Here is an 18,837-nt window from a genome sequence, read left to right as displayed (position 1 = left end):
AAGAGACATCAAAAGGTAAAAAAACCTTTTGACATCTACCTCCAGCTCCGTATCAACCCTATACACAGACATTCCTTTTAAGAATCATGTCTGTGTTCTCTAACCTCAAAAGAAGTTATTCGGGGGTATTTTCTTCTTCTTTTTCTATCGGTAGCTCAAACGTGAGCGGCCCCATCTTTTCAGAACGGATTTCTCGAACGACCAATTCTGCGGTTTTATCATAATCAATAAAGCCCCCAGATGCTAGACAACCTCTGAACTTTCCAACTGCATCAAATAGTTCTAGCGTTTCTTGAGGAATTACATCCAGATTATAACGGGATTTCAAACGATCCGGATATTCTCTTTCCAAAAAGCGAAGGCCGTATAAAGAAACTTCATGCAAGTTTAAAATCGTATCTTTGATTGCTCCTGTTAGCGCTAGTCTTAAGCCAACTTCCTGATCCTCAAATTTAGGCCAGAGGATCCCCGGAGTATCCAGAAGTTCTAATTCCTTTCCTACTTTTATCCATTGCTGTGCTTTCGTAACACCAGGTGTATTCCCTGTTTTTGCAATGTTTTTTTTAGCAAGACGATTGATTAAAGTAGATTTCCCTACGTTCGGAATACCGACAATCATAGCACGAATCGCACGCGGCTTAATTCCTCTTGATTCCATCCGATCATACTTTTCTTTTAAAAGTTTCTTAGAGGCAGCTGTAATCTGGTTTAAGCCATTTCCTGCCTGTGAGTTAATAGCGATTGCCGTTTTACCTTGTGATTTATAATACTCAAGCCACTCATTGGTTTTTACCGGATCAGCCATATCAGCCTTATTCAAAAGGATAACCCTTGGTTTATGCTGTATGATTTCATCGATCATCGGATTTCGTGAAGATGCAGGAATCCGGGCATCCACAAGTTCAAAGATGATATCGATCAGTTTTAATTTTTCTGTTACTTCCCTTCTTGCTTTGGCCATATGGCCAGGGAACCACTGTATTGTCAATGGAATCAACCTTCCTACTATTCCGCCAATCGAAAATCTTCAATCGGCCAATAAACTAATTTAGTTTTACCTAACACCTTATAGTAAGGAACAACACCAACGCCAATATGGCGGCTGTCCTTACTAAAACGGCGATTATCTCCTAAGACAAATAGATGGTCTTCAGGCACGGTTTCTTGTTCTATAACATCGCTTAATGTAAATGGTTCTGTCAAAGCCCCGCCATCAATCAACTGCTTTTTATATTCATCCAAGTAATGCTCTGCATAGGCTTTTCCATTCACGTAAAGCGTATCATCTTTATATTCTATTTTTTCGCCTGGTAACCCAATGACCCGTTTTATATAATCCTTGCCTTCAGGGGCTTCAAAAACAATAATATCGAATCTTTTCGGTTCACTAATTGAATAGGAGATTTTATTTACGAGCATGCGGTCCGTGTCCTTTAATGTCGGCATCATGGAATTGCCGTCCACGACAATCGGAGCCAGGAGGAAATAACGAATCAGCGTGGCTGCTATAACCGCGATTATGACCGCCTTAGTCCATTCCCACAATTCATTTTTCTTTTTCGTCATCCTTACCCACCCTTTTAGAAAGCATATCAACAATTATTTTAACATGTCGCGGACGCTATAGCGAGCAGGATTCTTTATAGTCTTCACCCTGATGAGCGATTATTTTTTCTTCAAGTGCAAAAAAAGGAGCCTGTTAAACAAGCTCCTTTTTTGCATAATACTGTTTGGTTACTCACCATATGTGAATCATGGCAAACCCGCATAGAGATATTCGAAGAATTAACGACGAATTTCTTTAATACGTGCTTTTTTACCACGAAGTTCGCGTAGGTAATAAAGTTTCGCACGACGTACTTTACCGTGACGGATAACTTCTAATTGCGCAATTTTTGGTGTGTGAAGAGGGAAAGCACGTTCCACTCCAACGCCGTAAGAAATCTTACGTACTGTGAAAGTTTCACTAACTCCGCCGCCACGACGTTTGATTACAACGCCTTCAAACAACTGGATACGTTCGCGAGTTCCTTCAATAACCTTTACGTGTACACGTACTGTGTCACCAGGTCTGAATGATGGAAGATCTGTGCGAAGTTGTTCTTTTGTGATATCGTTAATAAGATTTTGCATCGATTTCAACTCCTCCTGGACGCTCTTACAAATACTAATTGTTTGCAGCGGAACATCGTTATAAGACTGAGCATTTTGCCCAAGTCACAAGGTATATCCTATCATACTCTAGATGCTGATGCAATAGACATCAGTCTTCTTTTTGAATCTCTGACAATAATTTTTTTTCAACGTTCGAAAGTTCATAGCTTTCGAGCAAATCCGGTCGTCGATTCCACGTCCTGCGTAATGACTCTTTCATCCGCCATTCATCGATTTTTTTATGATTACCGGATATAAGCGTATCAGGAACTTTCATTCCCCTGAAATCTGCAGGTCTAGTATAATGGGGATGCTCTAACAAACCAGAAGAATATGAATCAAGAATCGGGGAGTCTACATTTCCTAACACGCCCGGAAGCAAGCGAACAACGCTGTCTATAATAACCATAGCACCCAATTCACCACCTGTAAGCACAAAGTCACCTATTGATATTTCATCTGTGACAATATGCTCCCGGATGCGCTCATCATACCCTTCATAATGTCCGCAAATGAAAATAAGATGATCTTCTTTCGCAAACTCTTCAGCTTTTCTCTGCGTGTAACGCTCTCCCTGTGGACATAGCAAGACAACTCGTGGCCTTTGCTCAGCGTGCCCTTTAAGGGCTTCTACGGCGTCAAAGATGGGTTGTGCCTTCAATACCATCCCTGCACCGCCACCATACGGATAATCATCTACTGTCGAATGCTTATTGTCTGCATAATCACGAAAATTGGTCACATTGTAGCTGACAGCCTGTTTTTCTGCGGCCTTTTTTAAAATTGACGAGCCAAATACCCCTTCGAACATTTCTGGAAATAGCGAAAGTACATCGATTTTCATCAGTCTAAAAGCCCTTCCATCGGTGTGATGATAACTTTTTTAGCAGATATATCTACTTCTTTCACAATTTGATCAATATATGGAATTAAAATATCCTTACTGCCAGCTTTCTTAATGACCCAAACATCATTGGCGCCCGGCGTTAGAACCTCAATGATCTCCCCTATTTCTACACCTTCATCTGTAAACACCGAACAGCCGATGATTTCATGGAAGTAGAATTCACCTTCATCCAATTTACCTAGCTGAGCTTCCTTAATTTTCAAGACTCCATTCCGGAAAGCCTCGACCTGACCGACGTTGTAGTAGTTTTCAAACGTCAATAAGTTAAAGTTTTTATGGTTGCGATGCGACCTGATAATAAGTGGCAAAGGCTTTTTCTCTGTTTCTCTAAATAAATACAGCGTATTGCCTACTTTGAAACGCTTTTCCGGAAAGTCTGTTGATGAAATAACACGGACTTCACCTAAAAGACCATGTGTGTTGACAATTTTACCTACATTAAACCAATTTTCCATTCTTTCACCTCTAACGAATTTCCGAGACGATTCCATCTTTAATGACAATAGTCTTCGTTGTCATAAGTTCGTCCCAATCTGCCCCAATTTCTACCTCAATGATACTTTGAACTTCCCGTTCCTTCAGTTCGCTTCCAGTAGGAAGGATTTCCAACTGTTCCATTTGAAATTCAAGCAGTTTGATTTTTTCTTGCCTTTGGTTTATTTCTTTTTCAAAATGAGCACGGAGACTAGCGGGCTGAAGGTTCCTAGTTTTTTCAAGTTTTTTCAGTTCAAAACGAAGCTGTTCACTCTCTTTTTGAAGCTGTAGACGTTTTGATTTGTACTTCTCGAGGAGCTGATTCTTGCTGGATTCCGTTAATACTTGGTTAACGATTACATTTTGGAGAATTTTCATTCCAGCACCTCCTATTATCTATGATTTCTTATTTCATTCAAAAAATATGTATGATAGGGTAATCTTTTTGAAAAATGGGGGTCATTCTCTTAAGTATAACGTAAATCGGTAAAAGATGCGTCTTAAAAAGGCGTAAAGTTTAAACTCCGAGTCGTATTTGAATATGATTAAAGTCGGAATTCAACTTTCTTGAAGTACAAAAAAAGGAGGGGTATTAGCCCTCCTTATTCGGAAATCTCCAAATAGATTTTCTTCTGCTGTGAGGATCCTGCTGCATATACCACAGTCCGAACCGCCTTAGCAACACGCCCTTGTTTACCGATGACCTTGCCCATGTCTTCTTTATGAACGGAGAGGACATAAACAATTCGGTCGGACTCTTCCTTCGAAGTCACGATGACTTCTTCCGGATAATCCACAAGTGCTGAAACAATTGTTTCAATTAAAGCTTTCATCAACTACCGTCGATTACTTGCTGTTTTTTGCAACATGGAATTTTTCCATGATGCCTTGTGTTGAGAATAAGTTACGAACTGTATCAGATGGTTTAGCTCCATCTTGTAACCATTTAAGAGCAAGCTCTTCGTTGATGTCAACTTTAGCTGGTTGAGTCACCGGGTTATAAGTTCCTACAACTTCAATGTAACGTCCGTCACGTGGTGAACGAGAATCTGCAACTACAATACGATAGAAAGGAGATTTTTTAGCTCCCATACGTTTTAAGCGAATTTTTACTGCCATTTTAAATAAGCACCTCCGAATAGTTTCACACAAGATAGTATAATATCAAATGTCTTGTATGTTTGTAAAGGTTTTTTTCTTAACAGGTAAAAAAAGTGTTGAAATACATGGCTTCAGCCTGTATTTACGCCTCGTTTCGACCTAAAATAAACCTTACATGAACGGGAATTTGAATCCCTTTTTCTTCCCTTTTTGCATGTTTGTAACCTGTTTCATCATCTTTTTCATTTCTTCAAATTGCTTTAGTAAACGGTTCACTTCTTGAATAGATCTGCCGCTTCCTTTGGCAATCCGTTTTTTGCGGGATGCATTCATGGTTTCTGGATGTTCCTTTTCCTGCGTTGTCATTGAACGGATGATAGCTTCAACATGACCGATCTGTTTCTCATCGATTTGAAGGTTATCCATCCCTTTCATTTTGTTCGCACCAGGAATCATTTTCAAAATGTCATCAAGCGGTCCCATATTACGCACCTGACCAAGTTGCTCAAGGAAATCATCAAAGGTAAAAGTAGCGGTACGCATCTTTTTCTCTAATTCTTTCGCTTTTTCTTCATCTACATTGGCCTGTGCTTTTTCGATAAGGGTTAATACATCACCCATACCGAGGATTCTTGAAGCCATCCGTTCTGGATGGAATGCTTCAAGTGCATCCAATTTTTCACCCATACCGACGAATTTAATCGGCGTGTTGGTAACTGAACGAATCGAAAGTGCCGCACCACCACGTGTATCCCCATCAAGTTTCGTTAATACGACCCCAGTCAGGCCAAGCTGCTCATTAAAGCTTTGGGCCACATTGACAGCATCCTGCCCGGTCATCGCATCAACAACGAGGAAGATTTCATCCGGTTTGGTCAATTCTTTGATATCTTTCAGTTCGCCCATCAGGTTTTCATCAACATGAAGACGACCTGCGGTATCAATCAACACATAATCATGATGTTCTTCCTTCGCTTTTTCGATCGCCTGTTTGGCAATTTCAACAGGACTGACCTGATCCCCAAGGGAAAAAACAGGCATGCTTAATTGTTTGCCAAGTGTTTCAAGCTGCTTAATCGCCGCCGGACGGTAAATATCAGCCGCAACGAGCAATGGCGTGCGGTTGTATTTTTTTCTAAGAAGATTGGCAAGCTTTCCGGTGGTTGTCGTTTTACCTGCCCCTTGAAGCCCTACCATCATAATGACAGTCGGTGGTTTCGAGGCAACGGCTATCTTGCTCTGTTCGCCGCCCATCAGCTCCGTCAATTCTTCCTTAACTACTTTAATTACCTGTTGACCGGGGGTTAAGCTTTTTAGCACTTCCTGGCCTACCGAACGTTCACTTACACGCTTTACAAATTCCTTCACGACTTTAAAGTTAACGTCCGCTTCAAGTAGGGCCAATCGAACTTCACGCATCATTTCTTTAACGTCTGCTTCGTTGACCTTCCCTTTTCCGCGGATCTTTTGCATCGTGCTCTGCAGTCGGTCGGCCAATCCTTCAAATGCCATATTGCCGCCTCCTAATCCAACTTCTCAAGCGTTGTGATTGCGTCAAGCAGCTTCTCTTTTGAAAAGGATTCCTTTTCTATGAGTTCCTTCATATTCGCAATCCACTGGTTACGCTCTTGAAATTTTTGAAATAACAATAGCTTTGCTTCGTATTCCTCAAGCATTGCTTCTGTTCTTTTTATATTATCATAGACTGCCTGTCTACTCACTTCGTATTCATCGGCAATCTCCCCAAGAGAGTAATCATCCAGATAGTAGAGGGACATATAGCTCTGCTGCTTCTCTGTTAACAACGATTGGTAAAAGTCATACAAATAGTTAATCCGCGTTGTCTTTTCAAGCATCTTAGCAAGCCTCCCTGCTGTTAAGTGAAAACCCTTTACAAGTTTATATTGTATAGCGTTGCCTATTTGATGTCAAGCTAAACTCCTTACCACTTGTTTGGAAAGCATTATTTTTTTCGTTTTCTCGCTTCCAGAAGGCGTTTCATCTGGCTCTCTCGTTCTGATTCGGTTAATTTCTTTTCAGATTGGTTCTGTTTCCTGCGTTCTGTCACTGGTCTTACAGATTGATTATTAGACTCTGATTTCAGGTTTGCCTTCCCTGTTATACGTGTTTTATGTGTCGCTTCTTGCACAGTTTTCAGTTTCTTGACTGTTTCAGCCGATTTTAATGATCTACTTCCTGTCTTTTTAGGAATTCCTGCAAATAGGTGCATAACTCTATGCAAGCCAAAACGCCGTATTGTAATTTCTACAAATAAAAGTAGGAACGCCGTTAATAGAAGCCAATGGCTAATGCTTTGCTTTTGTCTGGATGTGGTCTGTAAATCACGGAATGCCTGAGCCTCCGTTTTCAACTCCTGGCCACCCGAAACAGCCAACAATTCCTTGATAAGCGACTTGTTTAGACCTTGCTGCAGGTACTCTTCTGAATAGGGCACAGTGAAACCTGTTTGATACAGGTTCGTACCACCCTCATTGTTTTCCTGTTTTACACTGATATAATACATACCAGACTGCTTCGGAATAATAATTTCATATTTCCCGGGAGCGACGAGTTTTGTATTCGCATCAACTATTTGTCCATTTTCCGAAACCACATTTGCAGATAAAGGCAAGTTGTTTTGTGAGGCTGATTCTAGCATAATCACGGTTTCTTCACCACTATTTTCCTGTGTAAGAGTATATGGCTCACTTTCGAATTTAGGAAGCGTGATTGTGACCAATTGATTGAGGAAAGAGCCCCACTTACCCCAAGCAGGCCAATCGCCAGACCATTTGCCACTTAGATCCGAAGTGAAGGCCACCGTTGTCCCCATTCCATATTGCCATTGAGCGAGGACTGGATCTTCTTTTTCACTGACCAACGGCAGGAAAGCACGCTGTTTCGTCGTTGTCGCGATGTATGCATTCATCTTAGGTACTCCATCATTAAACAAGCCATTCCATTCAGGAGTATCCTGTATGGATGGATAAAACGGATTGTCCTCGATATATGTACGGCTTGCCATCACCGTTTCACGTGATAAAATGCTCGGAATTAAGGAGGCATCCGTGACATCGTAAAAACGCCCCGTTCCGAAATCGGCCAAGTCCTCGAGCAAGTTCTTATCGGCATCGCTGCCAATGGACACCGTTGAAAGTGTTATGTTCTTTTCCTTCCCGTCTTCGATTAATGCTTCATAATCGCTAGAAGTATTTGACTGACCGTCCGTCAACAAAATAATATGCTTACGCTGTAACTTTTCATCCATTAACTTGTTATACGCCATCTCAAGAGAACTGTAGATTTCCGTACCACCTCCTGGAGCAAGCGAACGGATTTTCCCCATGGCTTCTTCCTTATCCGTGAGTGGACCGGCTTCGATAATTTCCCAAGGGCGGTCATCAAAGGCAATGAACCCGAAGGTATCTTTCTCACGTAAAAGCTCTACGGACCGGGCCGCGGCTTCTTTTGCTAATGAAAGCTTGTTGCCAACCATACTGCCTGACCTGTCGAGAACAATCATTAATCCGAGCGAAGGCATTTCTTTTTTTCCTTTGATATCCATGTCCACTGGTAGCAGATGCTCAATTGGAGTCTTGAAATACCCTCCAAGTCCGAAACTATTTTCTCCTCCAGTCATCACGAACCCATTGCCGAATTCCTTGACGGATTGTTCGATTAATTTCATCTGATTTTCCGTGACAGAGGTTGCGGAAACATTGTTAAACACAATCGATTGATACTGTAAAAAGCCAGATAATGTAGTCGGCAACTTTTCTGGTACGGTCGTCTCAACAATCAGTCCGCTTCCTTTCAGAATTTTTTCAATCCGACCGGTCCCTTCTGCCTCGACAATCAGAATTTTTGGCGTCCCTTTTACTTTCGTAATCGCCTGTAGCTGATTATTTTCCGTAAAGGTGTCCTTTTCGGCAATGATTTCAGCTTTGTATACCTGTAAACCTGTATCATCTACAGTATGGTTAAATGTGTATAAATTGGACCCTTCCTTTACATCCACGTTTTTTTTGATAATTTCCTGATCGTTCAGTGAAATACGAACGGTCGCTTTTTTTGCTGAATTACTATCCACTTCTAAAGAGAGCTCCGTTTTTTCTCCTTGATATAAGGAAGGAGGTATCGTTAAATTCCTGAGAGCAATGTCCTCGCCAGCCTCCTCAATTAAAGGGATCACATCGAGTTCGATGTTTTTGTTCTTTAGTAATTTTGCCCCTTCCACGGCATTGCCGGAAGTTTCATTACCATCCGAAAAAAGCACAATCCTGCCGCTTGAGTGACTCGGAATAAGCGATGAGGCAAACTGAATTCCAGACTCTAAACGGCTTGCATCTTCATCAACTTTGCCACTATATTGAGTAGTGGATGAATGTTTTGTCGTCATTGCCTGCTCGGCAACAGCACTGTCACCAAATGCAGCCACCGCAAACGAGTCATCTTTATCCATTTCCTCCGTGCTTTTCTCAATCCAGGCAAGCGTTTTAGCTTCCGAATCTTTGACACTTGCAGAACGATCGACTAAAAAAACGACCGTAGATCCCTTGAGAGGCAGTAATATTTGCGGAACTGTAAGAGCTAAGATGATGAGTAAAAAGATCAAGGACCGCAGTACCGCAACCACCGTCGTTTCCTTTCGCTTAGCCTGATGTCGGGATTTAAGGAGATAAAAATAAATAAGTCCTGCACAGGGAATGAGTAATAGAAAAATCAGAGGATAGGTAAACTCAACGCCCACGACGATACACCTCCCATTCAAACATCAACAGTAGAAGGGCCGCACATGCTAGCCAATACCATAAAAAATTCTGTTTATTATCGGATACCACTTTCATTTCGGTCGATTTTGAATTTATACTGAATGAAGGAGCAGAGATGATTTCTTTTTCACGTTCGTCAAGCAACACGGAAAAATAAAACACCTGATCTCCTGATACTGCTTCGTATGTACCAGGCATACTTGGAGCCTTAAAACCTTCTTTCTGTAAGTCTACGGAATAGAGATTATTTCCAGACTCAGAGAAAATAGCTAGTTTTTGTGTATCCTTCCCAAGGTTCAACCACTTTTCTTCACCAGGCTGGTAGTACCCCAGAAAATTCGTTTGCTGTGTCAGCCATTGAAATGAGTTATATAAAAAGATTGGAAAACCCGGCTGCAACGGCCAATCACTATCAGCAACAGAAAAGTTCAAGGCAATGATTGGTTGGCCTTGATATGTTCCTTTTTGAATGAGTGGAAGGTCGCCGCTTACGAGTACATTTGTCCATTGTTTATTGATAGGAGGGGATGTTGATTCAATATAAATTTTCTCTGTTTGAACATACTCCATCAAGGGATCATCCGTTCCTAACAGCTTTTCTGTTAATTTTTGTTTTCCTTTTTTAGCCTCGTTCACAAATAGCAGCGGATATGAACCAAGTTCTTCTAGTTCCATCCCTTGAGCAATCACAACCCCATCCTTTCTAACTTTTTCTTTATCTTCAAGTTGGATGACGTCAAGCCCTATTGTTTCAAGAGCATTAATGAGAAAAGCATTCACATTTCCGACTGCATAAACCTTTTCATAAATCGCCGATTGAATAGCCGTCATTTCGTTGTCAGCGGAATAATTATCATTCGCATTGATGGAAGCCGTGTAATAAGGCTTTTCTTTGAGTACTGGAATATCGACCGTTTTCTCACTATTGGCTTTAACAGACAGTTTTTTGATAAAAAGAACTTCTTTTCCATTCGTAACTTGGAATTCTAGGGTTTTATCCTTCTTGGTTTGATTTTCAACGACAGCCACTCCGGTAATGCCTTCTTTGCGGTTGGCCGTACCAAATGAAAGTAATGACAGATTGTCATTTTGACTACTGAAATTATGTACATCAATCGGTATATTTTCAGATAGCCCGCTAAGGTCATCTTTCACAACCCTATCAGAAAAAAGATGGATGACCGTTTCTTTTCCGTTGGAAAGTGAGTCCGCTAATTTCAGTGCTTTATCAATATTTTCATGATCATACGTTAACTCTAATGCTGCTGTTTGTTTTTTCAGTACAGCGTGGTTAGTCTCATGATTAGCACGGATGATGGGCTTTTGACCAGCTTCTATGATAGTCACTTCTTGATTATCTACTTCTTTAAGCATCTCCATCAATTCTTGTTTAGCCTTTTCAAAACGGGTAAGTTCCCCATCTTTTGCACTCATTGTAGCGGATGTGTCGATTATAAGGATAAGGTGATCGCCCGGAATTCCTTTTTGAAACCAAAAGGGACGGACTAACGAAAACATGAGGAGAAGAAGCACAAGAATCTGTAGCCAGAATAAAAGGTTATGCTGCAATTTATGAAGCCATGGGGAAGCTTGCCATTCATTCAGGACCTGCTCCCATAATAAATTGGATGAAATCGTTGTCGTTTCATATTGCTTCCGGAAAAAATGGAACAAAATCACGGCAGCGATAAAGATTATTAATAGAAAAAAGAGCGGATTAGAAATATGCATATCTTCACCTCAATTCATTAGCCCATGGCGTGGAAAGTCTTGAAATAAAATCGTCTGTATATCAGTTTTAGCACTGATAAGAATATAATGGCAGCCAAAACTTCGGCATACCCCTTCAAGCTTTTGGTTATGTTTGTTAAGACGAGTCTGATAGTTTCCAATGAGCGAAGGATGGATGCTTACGTTGACTGCTGTATCCATTTCACTGTCGACCAGTTTTAAGTCTCCGTTAAAAGCAGGATTTAGTTCCTCTTTTCCCAACAATTGAATGAACCAGATTTCTTGTTTTGCAGAACGCATTTTCCTCAAGGTCGCCTCCACTTTATCAAGGGGCTCAAGACCGTCGGAAATAATGATTGACAGCTGATGATTCTTCAACATTACCTTGCCCAACTGATCATAAAAATGACCACTTTTCTCGGTATCTTCTAAACCAGCAATCTCCCGAAAAACGCCTTTTCGGTGAACCGCTCCCTTTCGGCGAATCGGATGGGCAGTCTTGGACGCAACTGGAATAAAGGCCAGCCGGTCCTCACCAGCAAGGACGACAAAACTTAACGAAGCTGCAAGCTGGCGTGCCAGCTCCCATTTATCCGGGAGAGCACGCATCGACGAGGTCACATCCAAATATATAGCTACCGACAACTCTTGTTCATCGAGGAACCGTTTAATATAATGCTTTTGTGTTCGTCCATAGACATTCCAATCAATTTGCCTAACGTCATCTCCTGGTTGATAGGCCCGGAAATCGGAAAATTCAAGGGAGGTGCCAAACGCACTCGATTTCCTTGAACCTTTATGCATCCCACGTCTCCGTGTTTTCACAAGTAATCTTTTTTTCTGCAATCTTTCTAAAAAAGCATAAGAACCCATCACACTGAAAGTCCTTTACCTAATTTGTAAGCCGATTCAACGACTTCAGCAATGATGGAATCGGCCAGCACCCCGCTTGCTTCCGCTTCAAAGTTGAGTAAAAGTCGATGCCTTAATACAGGATAAGCCGTTTGCTTTAAGTCTCCAGCAGAAACATGATAGCGTCCTGCAAACAGAGCTCTTGCCTTTGCCATTTTTATTAAGCTTTGCAGTCCACGGGGGCCACTTCCAAATTGCACATACTTTTGGACTACTTCCGGAGATTCCTCTGTATTTGGATGAGTACTGGCAATAATGGAAACCGCATAATCTAGCATTTCATCTGAGACAAGTACCTCTTTTACGAGTTTCTGCAAAAAAATGACATCCTCAATTGAAGCTGCTTTTTCAATCCTTATGGTTTCTTTGCCAGTCGTTCTAAGAACAATCTGCTTCAATTCCTCCTTTGATGGGTAACTGACATGAATTTTGCAGATAAACCGGTCCATCTGTGCTTCAGGAAGTGGATATGTCCCCTCCATATCAATCGGATTCTGGGTCGCAAGCACAAAGAACGGCTGTTCAAGCTGTTTCGTTTCTCCCATCACGGTCACAGTTTTCTCACCCATTGCCTCAAGTAGCGAGCTTTGGGTCTTTGGTGTCGCCCGGTTGATTTCATCAGCAAGGACGATATGCGAAAATAGCGGCCCCTCATGGAAAATAAATTGTTGCTTCCCGTCTTCATCAGGCTGTAACAACATCGTTCCCGTAATATCGGATGGCATTAGATCCGGTGTGAATTGAATCCTGGAAAACTCTAAATCCATGCATTCTGATATCGTCCGAACAAGCATCGTTTTTCCGAGTCCCGGTAGCCCTTCAAGCAGCACATGGCCGCCGGCAAAAATACTCCATAAAACTTGCTCGGTCACTTCCTCCTGTCCAACGATGAAACGGGAAATCTCCTGCTTGACCTTATCAATCAGCACTGCTGCTTCATTAAATTGCTGTTCTTTCTCGTTCATTTTCCCACTACCTTTCCGGATCAAGCTTGTTAAAATAATTTTTGACAAGATTATTTAAATCTGACGGCAGTCTGAGCCTCTCAGTACTTTGGCGATAAGAATTCTCATACTGCTGATAGACCTCTTCATAATTTCGAAGATTCCCCTTTAATACAGGGCCATCTGCCTCCTCTTCCTCGCCACTTCCCTCACCAAGCTGGCCGTTATCGGTTTCTGTATTCTGTTTCCCATCAGTCATTTCGGGAATTGTCAGCATTTCCCTCGTTCCTTGACCCTTTCCGCCTTTAGTGCCTCCTTTCCCGCCACCGCCATTACCGCCTTGTCCTGATTGTTGGCCTTGTCCGACGCCTTGTTGCCCTCCTTGACCCCCTTGTTGTCCTTGTCCGCCTTGACCCTGTTGATTTGGAGCCGAGTTACCTGACTGTAAATTAGGCTGCCCGTTTGGAGAAGCTGAAGTTGAGGGCTGACCTAATGGTTGGTTGGCAGCCTTGCTCCCCTGTGCTCCCTTGTTATTAGTAAAGGCTAGTTGAGAAGAAGGCATTCCATTTTGACTCAGTTGATTCTGAAGTTGCGTTCCCGCTTGGTGGACCGCTTGGTTGGCCTCAGCTAGCTGCTTTACAAGCTCAGCTGACTTCATTGCTTCCTCCAACTGTTTGATTAGTGCCTCTAATTCTTCTTCGCTTAATGGATTCTCCTGCTCTGTCAAACTCTCGAGTGCCTGTTTTTGCTCATCAGGAAGCTCATCCCACTTTTCATTCAACTTTTGCAGTTCCTTTTCAACCTTAGACATATCTTTTTGTGCAAGTGCCTTTGCAAGCTCGGAAAATCCTGATTTTTTCGTCTGTTCCTGCCATTCTTCAAGGAGTTTTTGCTTTTCTTTTTGCTTCACCTCTTTTAATTGCAGCTCACTTGATTGTTTAGCGAGGGCCTCAAGCGCCTTTTCGCCATCTTTCTCAAGGGCCATTTTTTTCTTTACCTCTTTCAATGCCTTTTCAACTGCCGGTTCTTTAGAATCGTTCGCTTTTTTTTCAAGCTCTTTTTTCACTTCTTCAACAATCTTCACTTCTTTTTCCAACTTCTGTGCTTCTTTCATTTCCTTGTTTGGATAAAAAATGAACAGAAGCACACATACCGCTAAGCACAATGCTGACGTCAACCATTTAGGATAGAACCACCTTTTCTTCCGGCTTAGTACTTTCTCTTGATGGATTTTCATATGACGGATTGCATCTCGAAGTTGCAGCGTTTCAAGTTCACCAGCGTTTCCTAAAAAAGCAAACCCTGTTACGACTCTGTCATCCGGAACAAATTTATTAAACAACAAAGCTGCCATCTTTTTGTCTGGTTTCCGTTTTACGACTCTATATAGAAAAAATGCTAACAGACATATTAAACCTATGAAAAAGTAACGTAAAATAAACGGAATTACCATTATGCGAGCTATAAACAACAGCAAAAATGACCATACAGCCACAGCAAGGAGCAGAAGCTGCCCCTCTTTCAGCAACAACTGTATTAAAAGTTGCTGTTGAATTGGCTTTAGAAGTTTGAGAAACTGACTTTCATCACTTATTTTTTCCTTTTTCATCGTCTAGCCTTCATACCGACCCGAAGTTTCTTTACGCTAAGTAAAACGGCGCCGATTAACAGTAAGGTATAGCAGATCAAATGTGCAGCCCATAGGGGGAAATCAATGCCCGCTAACTTCTGGATTTCCTCGGAGTATGTAGGTTCGATGAAACCGATCATGACAATTGGTGTATTAAGCATAGCCGCTATATAAGGCAGAGGGTTTGTTGTAGGTGTAACAGAATTTCCCTGCAATCCTAAAGCCATGCTGGAGAAAAGCAAAGTCAATAGGGCTGTTCCCCCGACTAAAAACAATGTGACCCCATAAGTGGTTACCATCGCGGCTATTGTTTTACGTACGAGTGTAGAGAAAAGTACGCCTATGCTGCCATACACGATGACAGTAAAAACATTGAACCCTAATACCATTAAAAGTTGTGCGGGTGAAATTCCGCCAAATAAAAACACGATGCTATATAGCGGCAAACTAGCAACCACTAACAATAACAAATAGGAAATGGATGAAATTAACTTTCCGAAAATAATACCCGCGGAGCTTTGCGACGTCGTCAATAGAATATTCAAGGTCTGTCGCTCTCGCTCACTGGAAATGACCCCAGCTGTCAGCCCTGGTGTAATGAAAAGAATCAAAGCTAACTGAACTACCGCTAAAAATATGAACATCGACCGGCTTGAATCAGGATCAATATGCCCCCCTATATTGGATAGCGATTGGATAAAGATCATGCCAATGACGATAGCTCCAATAGCAAGAACATAAAATAAAACACCTAAAAAACTTTTGAAAGAGCGAAACCGCAGTTTAAATTCTTTATTTAAGACAGGATTCATCAGCCAGCTTTTCATGACAGTTCGACCCCTTTCGTAATTTCCATAAATACGTCCTCAAGATCCGTCTCAATTTCAGCAAATGAGACAATGGGCAAATCCTGTAACATGCAAGACTTCAACAGTTTTTGTTGGGCAAATGCATCTCCTTTGAATAAAAACTGAATCGTTTCCCCATCAAGATGGACGCTGATTTGACTAATGTCAGGATTGTCTTCAAAAAAAGCAATGGAACGCTCAACATCCTGATGTACTTTTACGATAAGACTCTTTTCGCCTTGAAGTTTATGCTGAATTTCTGCAACAGTTCCTTGCGCTTTCAATTTCCCTTGATCGATAATGCCAAGTACATCACACATCTCAGCAAGCTCCGGTAAAATATGTGATGAAATCAAAATCGTTTTCCCCATATTCTTTAACTCTTTTAATATCTCACGCATTTCCACCCGAGCACGTGGATCAAGGCCCGACGCCGGTTCATCAAGAATAAGCACCTCCGGGTCATGGATCAGGCTCCGTGCCAAACATAGTCGCTGCTTCATTCCACGCGAAAGCAAGTCAACATAAGACTCACGTTTATCGGATAAATTAACTAGTTCAAGTAACTGAGGAATCAGTTTACTCCGTTCCGACAGGGGAATTCCATAGCTAGCACCATAAAAGTCCAAATACTCCTCAGCTTTCAATTGATCGTACACCCCAAAGAAATCAGGCATATAACCGATTTGGCTGCGCACTTGTTTTGGCTCCTTCGAAATATTGTAGCCATTAATATAGGCGGTACCTGACGTTGGAGCAAGAAGGGTAGCCAAGATGGAAAAGGTCGTTGACTTTCCGGCACCATTTTGTCCGACGAATCCAAACACGGTTCCTTTGTCAATTTGCAGGTCCAGGTGATCCAATGCGGTGAAATTGCCATACTTCTTCGTTAACTGTAAAATCTCTATCATTTCGTCACTTCTCCCTTTACATTGATTTCCGGCACCCTTAAACTTGAATCGTCTTCCCTTTCTTTAATTATCTTAATTTGAATATCTCCTTCTTTTGAAATATAAGAAGAGATCTCTTCTTGTCCTTCAATCGAAATAGACCGTTCTTCAGCAGGTATAGGTTCATATTTTTCAGTTGAAAAGTTATAGAGTTCATATTGAATTTTTTGTTTACTGAACTTAATCGACAATTGCTTCGCTTTAAACGAATGATCTTTCATGATTAAAGGAACTTGACTGATATATTCATATTCACCTATTTCAAACCAATGTTCTCCGATTCCTGCTTCTTCATCATAAGAACCGCGGATGACATCCACCCAGCTTTTGAACATTTCTTTCGACAGGGTTACATCACCAGAAAAAATTGTTTCTGGTTCGAAAGTTTGAAAAATAAGATTATCTATATTCTTTTTTGGCTTTTTCGATACTTTAATATCGACTATTGAATCACTGGTCACCCCAGCAATGACAGGGTCGGTACCGGCATTTACCCCGCTAAAGAAAAAAGTTTCCGTTACATAAAGCAATTGATCTCTTCGGATTTTATCGAGGTCTATTTTTTGTCCTGCGTTCCAGTTATTCATCGGTCCTGATGTCACAGCATAAGGCTCAATCAAGAAGTCTCCCTTCAACTTTTCTTTAACCGTTAACGTTTCCCCTTTTTTTAACTTACCAAGATTAATTCTTTCTTGGCCTGACATGATTAGCAATTCTTTAAAGTCATATGGTGTTTCATTATGAATCGTTCCGGTCAAGGTTTTATTTTCAACTGTCAAATCAGTCTTGAATTGACCAACATTCCCTTTATAAACTTTTCCAAGTAATGACCGAGTTGACCAATATTCAACGTTTGGAAAGATAAGTTCTGTATCTACCGCTTTTTCCTCAAGGATTGGTGACCGTTTAATGTTTCCTCCTAAGCTTTCCTGCGTCATTGGCAAAGCTGTCATCTCATTTTTTGGGAAAGACAGTGCATAATCCCCACCTTTATTGGAGAGGAGGACATCAGATTGAAGCCCGACAAGTTGACCATCCTTAGAATGATAGATTCCGAGTTGATTCAGTTGCGGCTGAGCAAGACGGTCTTTCGCCCCGACAGTAAAAGTCAAGACTGACGTGATGCAGGCAATCAAAGGAATAATCCACCATGCATGCTCTCTTTTGTCGATTTTTTTCAAAACTACATATAAAATAGGTACAATAATTACGATATAAGCACACAGTAGAAATAATAATTGTCCGATCGATAAGGTAGTATCATCAAAATAGCTATTGGGCTCATTCAATTCCCATTGCGCCTGCTCCAAGAAATTTTCCGTTGAAGAAAATGAGTTTATGTCTGCCTGATTTAAAATCTTTTCAAGCCAGGTACCATACCCTTTCCATGAAGCTAGCGGCTGGTCTCCAAGTGAAAAGCCTGTTTGAACAATTACCCCGTTGCCGTACTGTTTTTTCACAACTGCCGGAAATTCACCGCTTTTTGTGAGAATTTCCGCTCCCTTCTCTACATCACCTATAAAGCCAGGTATATAGCTAAAGGAAGGCCTATCCTTTTCCTTTTTGGCAAAAAGGGCAGTTTCAAGCTTAACCTCTTTATCCATTTTCATCGGTAGAAGATCATAAATGGATCCATATTGCTGTGCTCCATTTGGTGATGCTCCAGCAATTAAAATACCCCCGGATTTGATCCAGCCTTTTAACGCTTCTTGCTGCGCTGCATCCAAAGCAGCTATTCCATATTCGTCAATAATCAAATAACTTAACATTTCAAGGCCCATAGAACGACTTGGTAGTTCTTCCTTTGTCAGTTCAATCATCGTGGAGTCTGTTGATGGCAAAACCCTTAATTCAGTCAACCGGTCGTACTTTTGACTTAATACACCAATTATGTCCTGACTTTCATCATAATATTTCGGTGTTAATATCTTTGGACCTGAATAGTCTACTTCTTTACCATTCTGCCAATCTCCCTCATAGAGATAAATCGACTTATTCAATACGTTTCCATTGTAATTATCATCTGTGTAGCCCGGAAGTGAAATCGAATAGGTTTTCGAACTTCCCTTTGGCAACTCTACTTTTAGGGCCTGTGCCCCACCGTACTCATAAGTGGATTGAAATTGAAACATAAGCGTACCGCTAAAGGCCTCTCCTTTATTTTCAATTTGCACTTTCATTGGCATTGCCATTGAACGCTTTATGTATCCATCAAAACCTTGTTCAATCGATATTTTAATCTTCGGGTCAACTGCTTCTGCCTGTGGCGCCAACATATGTAAAAATATGCTGAAAAGTAATAAACAAGCAGCTATTCCCTGTATTTTTCTGAACAACCTGACTCCCCCTTTTCTTTAATTAAATAGACGACCAAATACTGAAAAAGTATACAGTATTTAGGAAAAAAGTAAAGC

General features: G+C 41.3%; 18 protein-coding genes. All 18 read right to left on the bottom strand.

Going from position 1 to position 18,837, the window contains the following annotated elements; genetic code table 11:
• Nucleotides 1-115: 115 nt before the first annotated feature.
• The 18 genes from ylqF to RE409_RS08610 all read right to left on the bottom strand — a co-directional run bounded on the left by ylqF (nt 116) and on the right by RE409_RS08610 (nt 18,759).
• Nucleotides 116-988, bottom strand: a complete 873-nt coding sequence (ylqF, locus tag RE409_RS08695; protein WP_053345306.1) for a ribosome biogenesis GTPase YlqF — start codon at nt 986-988, stop codon at nt 116-118.
• A gap of 17 nt (nt 989-1,005) precedes the next feature.
• Nucleotides 1,006-1,566, bottom strand: a complete 561-nt coding sequence (lepB, locus tag RE409_RS08690) for a signal peptidase I (RefSeq protein ID WP_309558822.1) — start codon at nt 1,564-1,566, stop codon at nt 1,006-1,008.
• Between the two features lie 219 nt (nt 1,567-1,785).
• Entirely contained in the window at nt 1,786-2,133 is a 348-nt protein-coding gene (gene rplS, locus RE409_RS08685; protein WP_053345304.1) for a 50S ribosomal protein L19, read from the bottom strand.
• 130 nt (nt 2,134-2,263) lie between these two features.
• Nucleotides 2,264-2,998: a tRNA (guanosine(37)-N1)-methyltransferase TrmD gene (gene trmD, locus RE409_RS08680; RefSeq protein WP_201249820.1), complete on the bottom strand. Its 735-nt coding sequence runs from the start codon at nt 2,996-2,998 to the stop codon at nt 2,264-2,266.
• Nucleotides 2,998-3,516: a ribosome maturation factor RimM gene (rimM, locus tag RE409_RS08675; protein ID WP_053345302.1), complete on the bottom strand. Its 519-nt coding sequence runs from the start codon at nt 3,514-3,516 to the stop codon at nt 2,998-3,000. The genes trmD and rimM overlap by 1 nt, the downstream gene beginning before the upstream one ends.
• A 10-nt stretch (nt 3,517-3,526) precedes the next feature.
• A complete protein-coding gene (locus RE409_RS08670; protein WP_053345301.1) occupies nt 3,527-3,913 on the bottom strand; it encodes a YlqD family protein in 387 nt (128 codons plus the stop codon).
• Nucleotides 3,914-4,137: 224 nt separating this feature from the next.
• Complete coding sequence (locus RE409_RS08665; protein WP_053345300.1) at nt 4,138-4,368, bottom strand: KH domain-containing protein; 231 nt, start codon at nt 4,366-4,368, stop codon at nt 4,138-4,140.
• Nucleotides 4,369-4,381: 13 nt separating this feature from the next.
• Nucleotides 4,382-4,654 (bottom strand): 30S ribosomal protein S16, encoded by a 273-nt coding sequence (gene rpsP, locus RE409_RS08660; RefSeq protein WP_053345299.1) that lies wholly within the window; start codon nt 4,652-4,654, stop codon nt 4,382-4,384.
• A 153-nt stretch (nt 4,655-4,807) separates the two neighbouring features.
• A complete protein-coding gene (ffh, locus tag RE409_RS08655; protein WP_053345298.1) occupies nt 4,808-6,148 on the bottom strand; it encodes a signal recognition particle protein in 1,341 nt (446 codons plus the stop codon).
• Between the two features lie 11 nt (nt 6,149-6,159).
• The gene (locus tag RE409_RS08650) at nt 6,160-6,492 is read right to left on the bottom strand and encodes a putative DNA-binding protein (RefSeq protein WP_056526708.1); all 333 of its coding nucleotides are present in this window, start codon (nt 6,490-6,492) and stop codon (nt 6,160-6,162) included.
• A 107-nt stretch (nt 6,493-6,599) separates the two neighbouring features.
• On the bottom strand, nt 6,600-9,386 hold the full coding sequence (locus RE409_RS08645; protein WP_309558821.1) for a VWA domain-containing protein: 2,787 nt from the start codon (nt 9,384-9,386) through the stop codon (nt 6,600-6,602).
• Nucleotides 9,376-11,139, bottom strand: a complete 1,764-nt coding sequence (locus tag RE409_RS08640) for a VWA domain-containing protein (RefSeq protein ID WP_309558820.1) — start codon at nt 11,137-11,139, stop codon at nt 9,376-9,378. Before RE409_RS08640 ends, RE409_RS08645 begins: the two co-directional genes overlap by 11 nt.
• A gap of 9 nt (nt 11,140-11,148) precedes the next feature.
• Nucleotides 11,149-11,943, bottom strand: a complete 795-nt coding sequence (locus RE409_RS08635) for a DUF58 domain-containing protein (protein ID WP_242485303.1) — start codon at nt 11,941-11,943, stop codon at nt 11,149-11,151.
• A gap of 68 nt (nt 11,944-12,011) precedes the next feature.
• The gene (locus tag RE409_RS08630) at nt 12,012-13,016 is read right to left on the bottom strand and encodes an AAA family ATPase (RefSeq protein WP_201181464.1); all 1,005 of its coding nucleotides are present in this window, start codon (nt 13,014-13,016) and stop codon (nt 12,012-12,014) included.
• Nucleotides 13,017-13,023: 7 nt separating this feature from the next.
• On the bottom strand, nt 13,024-14,604 hold the full coding sequence (locus RE409_RS08625) for a hypothetical protein (protein ID WP_201254409.1): 1,581 nt from the start codon (nt 14,602-14,604) through the stop codon (nt 13,024-13,026).
• Nucleotides 14,601-15,452 carry an ABC transporter permease gene (locus RE409_RS08620; RefSeq protein WP_201181466.1) on the bottom strand — a complete coding sequence of 284 codons (852 nt, stop codon included), beginning with the start codon at nt 15,450-15,452 and terminating at the stop codon, nt 14,601-14,603. Before RE409_RS08620 ends, RE409_RS08625 begins: the two co-directional genes overlap by 4 nt.
• A complete protein-coding gene (locus RE409_RS08615) occupies nt 15,449-16,384 on the bottom strand; it encodes an ABC transporter ATP-binding protein (protein WP_056526687.1) in 936 nt (311 codons plus the stop codon). The genes RE409_RS08620 and RE409_RS08615 overlap by 4 nt, the downstream gene beginning before the upstream one ends.
• Nucleotides 16,381-18,759, bottom strand: coding sequence for a hypothetical protein (locus tag RE409_RS08610; protein WP_309558819.1), 2,379 nt, complete (start codon nt 18,757-18,759; stop codon nt 16,381-16,383). Before RE409_RS08610 ends, RE409_RS08615 begins: the two co-directional genes overlap by 4 nt.
• Nucleotides 18,760-18,837 lie beyond the last annotated feature (78 nt).

Source organism: Peribacillus sp. R9-11 (genome assembly GCF_031345095.1).
In the GTDB taxonomy this organism is placed as follows: Bacteria; Bacillota; Bacilli; order Bacillales; family DSM-1321; genus Peribacillus; species Peribacillus butanolivorans.
The sequence above is the reverse complement of the archived record's forward strand: the minus strand, read 5'-3'. Positions and strand labels throughout refer to the sequence as shown.

Bases quoted from the DNA above. Each gene is read 5' to 3' on its own strand.
- lepB (WP_309558822.1), bottom strand. From the start codon at position 1,566: ATGACGAAAAAGAAAAATGAATTGTGGGAATGGACTAAGGCGGTCATA.
- rplS (WP_053345304.1), bottom strand. From the start codon at position 2,133: ATGCAAAATCTTATTAACGATATCACAAAAGAACAACTTCGCACAGAT.
- trmD (WP_201249820.1), bottom strand. From the start codon at position 2,998: ATGAAAATCGATGTACTTTCGCTATTTCCAGAAATGTTCGAAGGGGTA.
- rimM (WP_053345302.1), bottom strand. From the start codon at position 3,516: ATGGAAAATTGGTTTAATGTAGGTAAAATTGTCAACACACATGGTCTT.
- RE409_RS08670 (WP_053345301.1), bottom strand. From the start codon at position 3,913: ATGAAAATTCTCCAAAATGTAATCGTTAACCAAGTATTAACGGAATCC.
- RE409_RS08665 (WP_053345300.1), bottom strand. From the start codon at position 4,368: ATGAAAGCTTTAATTGAAACAATTGTTTCAGCACTTGTGGATTATCCG.
- rpsP (WP_053345299.1), bottom strand. From the start codon at position 4,654: ATGGCAGTAAAAATTCGCTTAAAACGTATGGGAGCTAAAAAATCTCCT.
- ffh (WP_053345298.1), bottom strand. From the start codon at position 6,148: ATGGCATTTGAAGGATTGGCCGACCGACTGCAGAGCACGATGCAAAAG.
- RE409_RS08650 (WP_056526708.1), bottom strand. From the start codon at position 6,492: ATGCTTGAAAAGACAACGCGGATTAACTATTTGTATGACTTTTACCAA.
- RE409_RS08640 (WP_309558820.1), bottom strand. From the start codon at position 11,139: ATGCATATTTCTAATCCGCTCTTTTTTCTATTAATAATCTTTATCGCT.
- RE409_RS08635 (WP_242485303.1), bottom strand. From the start codon at position 11,943: ATGCATAAAGGTTCAAGGAAATCGAGTGCGTTTGGCACCTCCCTTGAA.
- RE409_RS08630 (WP_201181464.1), bottom strand. From the start codon at position 13,016: ATGAACGAGAAAGAACAGCAATTTAATGAAGCAGCAGTGCTGATTGAT.
- RE409_RS08625 (WP_201254409.1), bottom strand. From the start codon at position 14,604: ATGAAAAAGGAAAAAATAAGTGATGAAAGTCAGTTTCTCAAACTTCTA.
- RE409_RS08620 (WP_201181466.1), bottom strand. From the start codon at position 15,452: ATGAAAAGCTGGCTGATGAATCCTGTCTTAAATAAAGAATTTAAACTG.
- RE409_RS08615 (WP_056526687.1), bottom strand. From the start codon at position 16,384: ATGATAGAGATTTTACAGTTAACGAAGAAGTATGGCAATTTCACCGCA.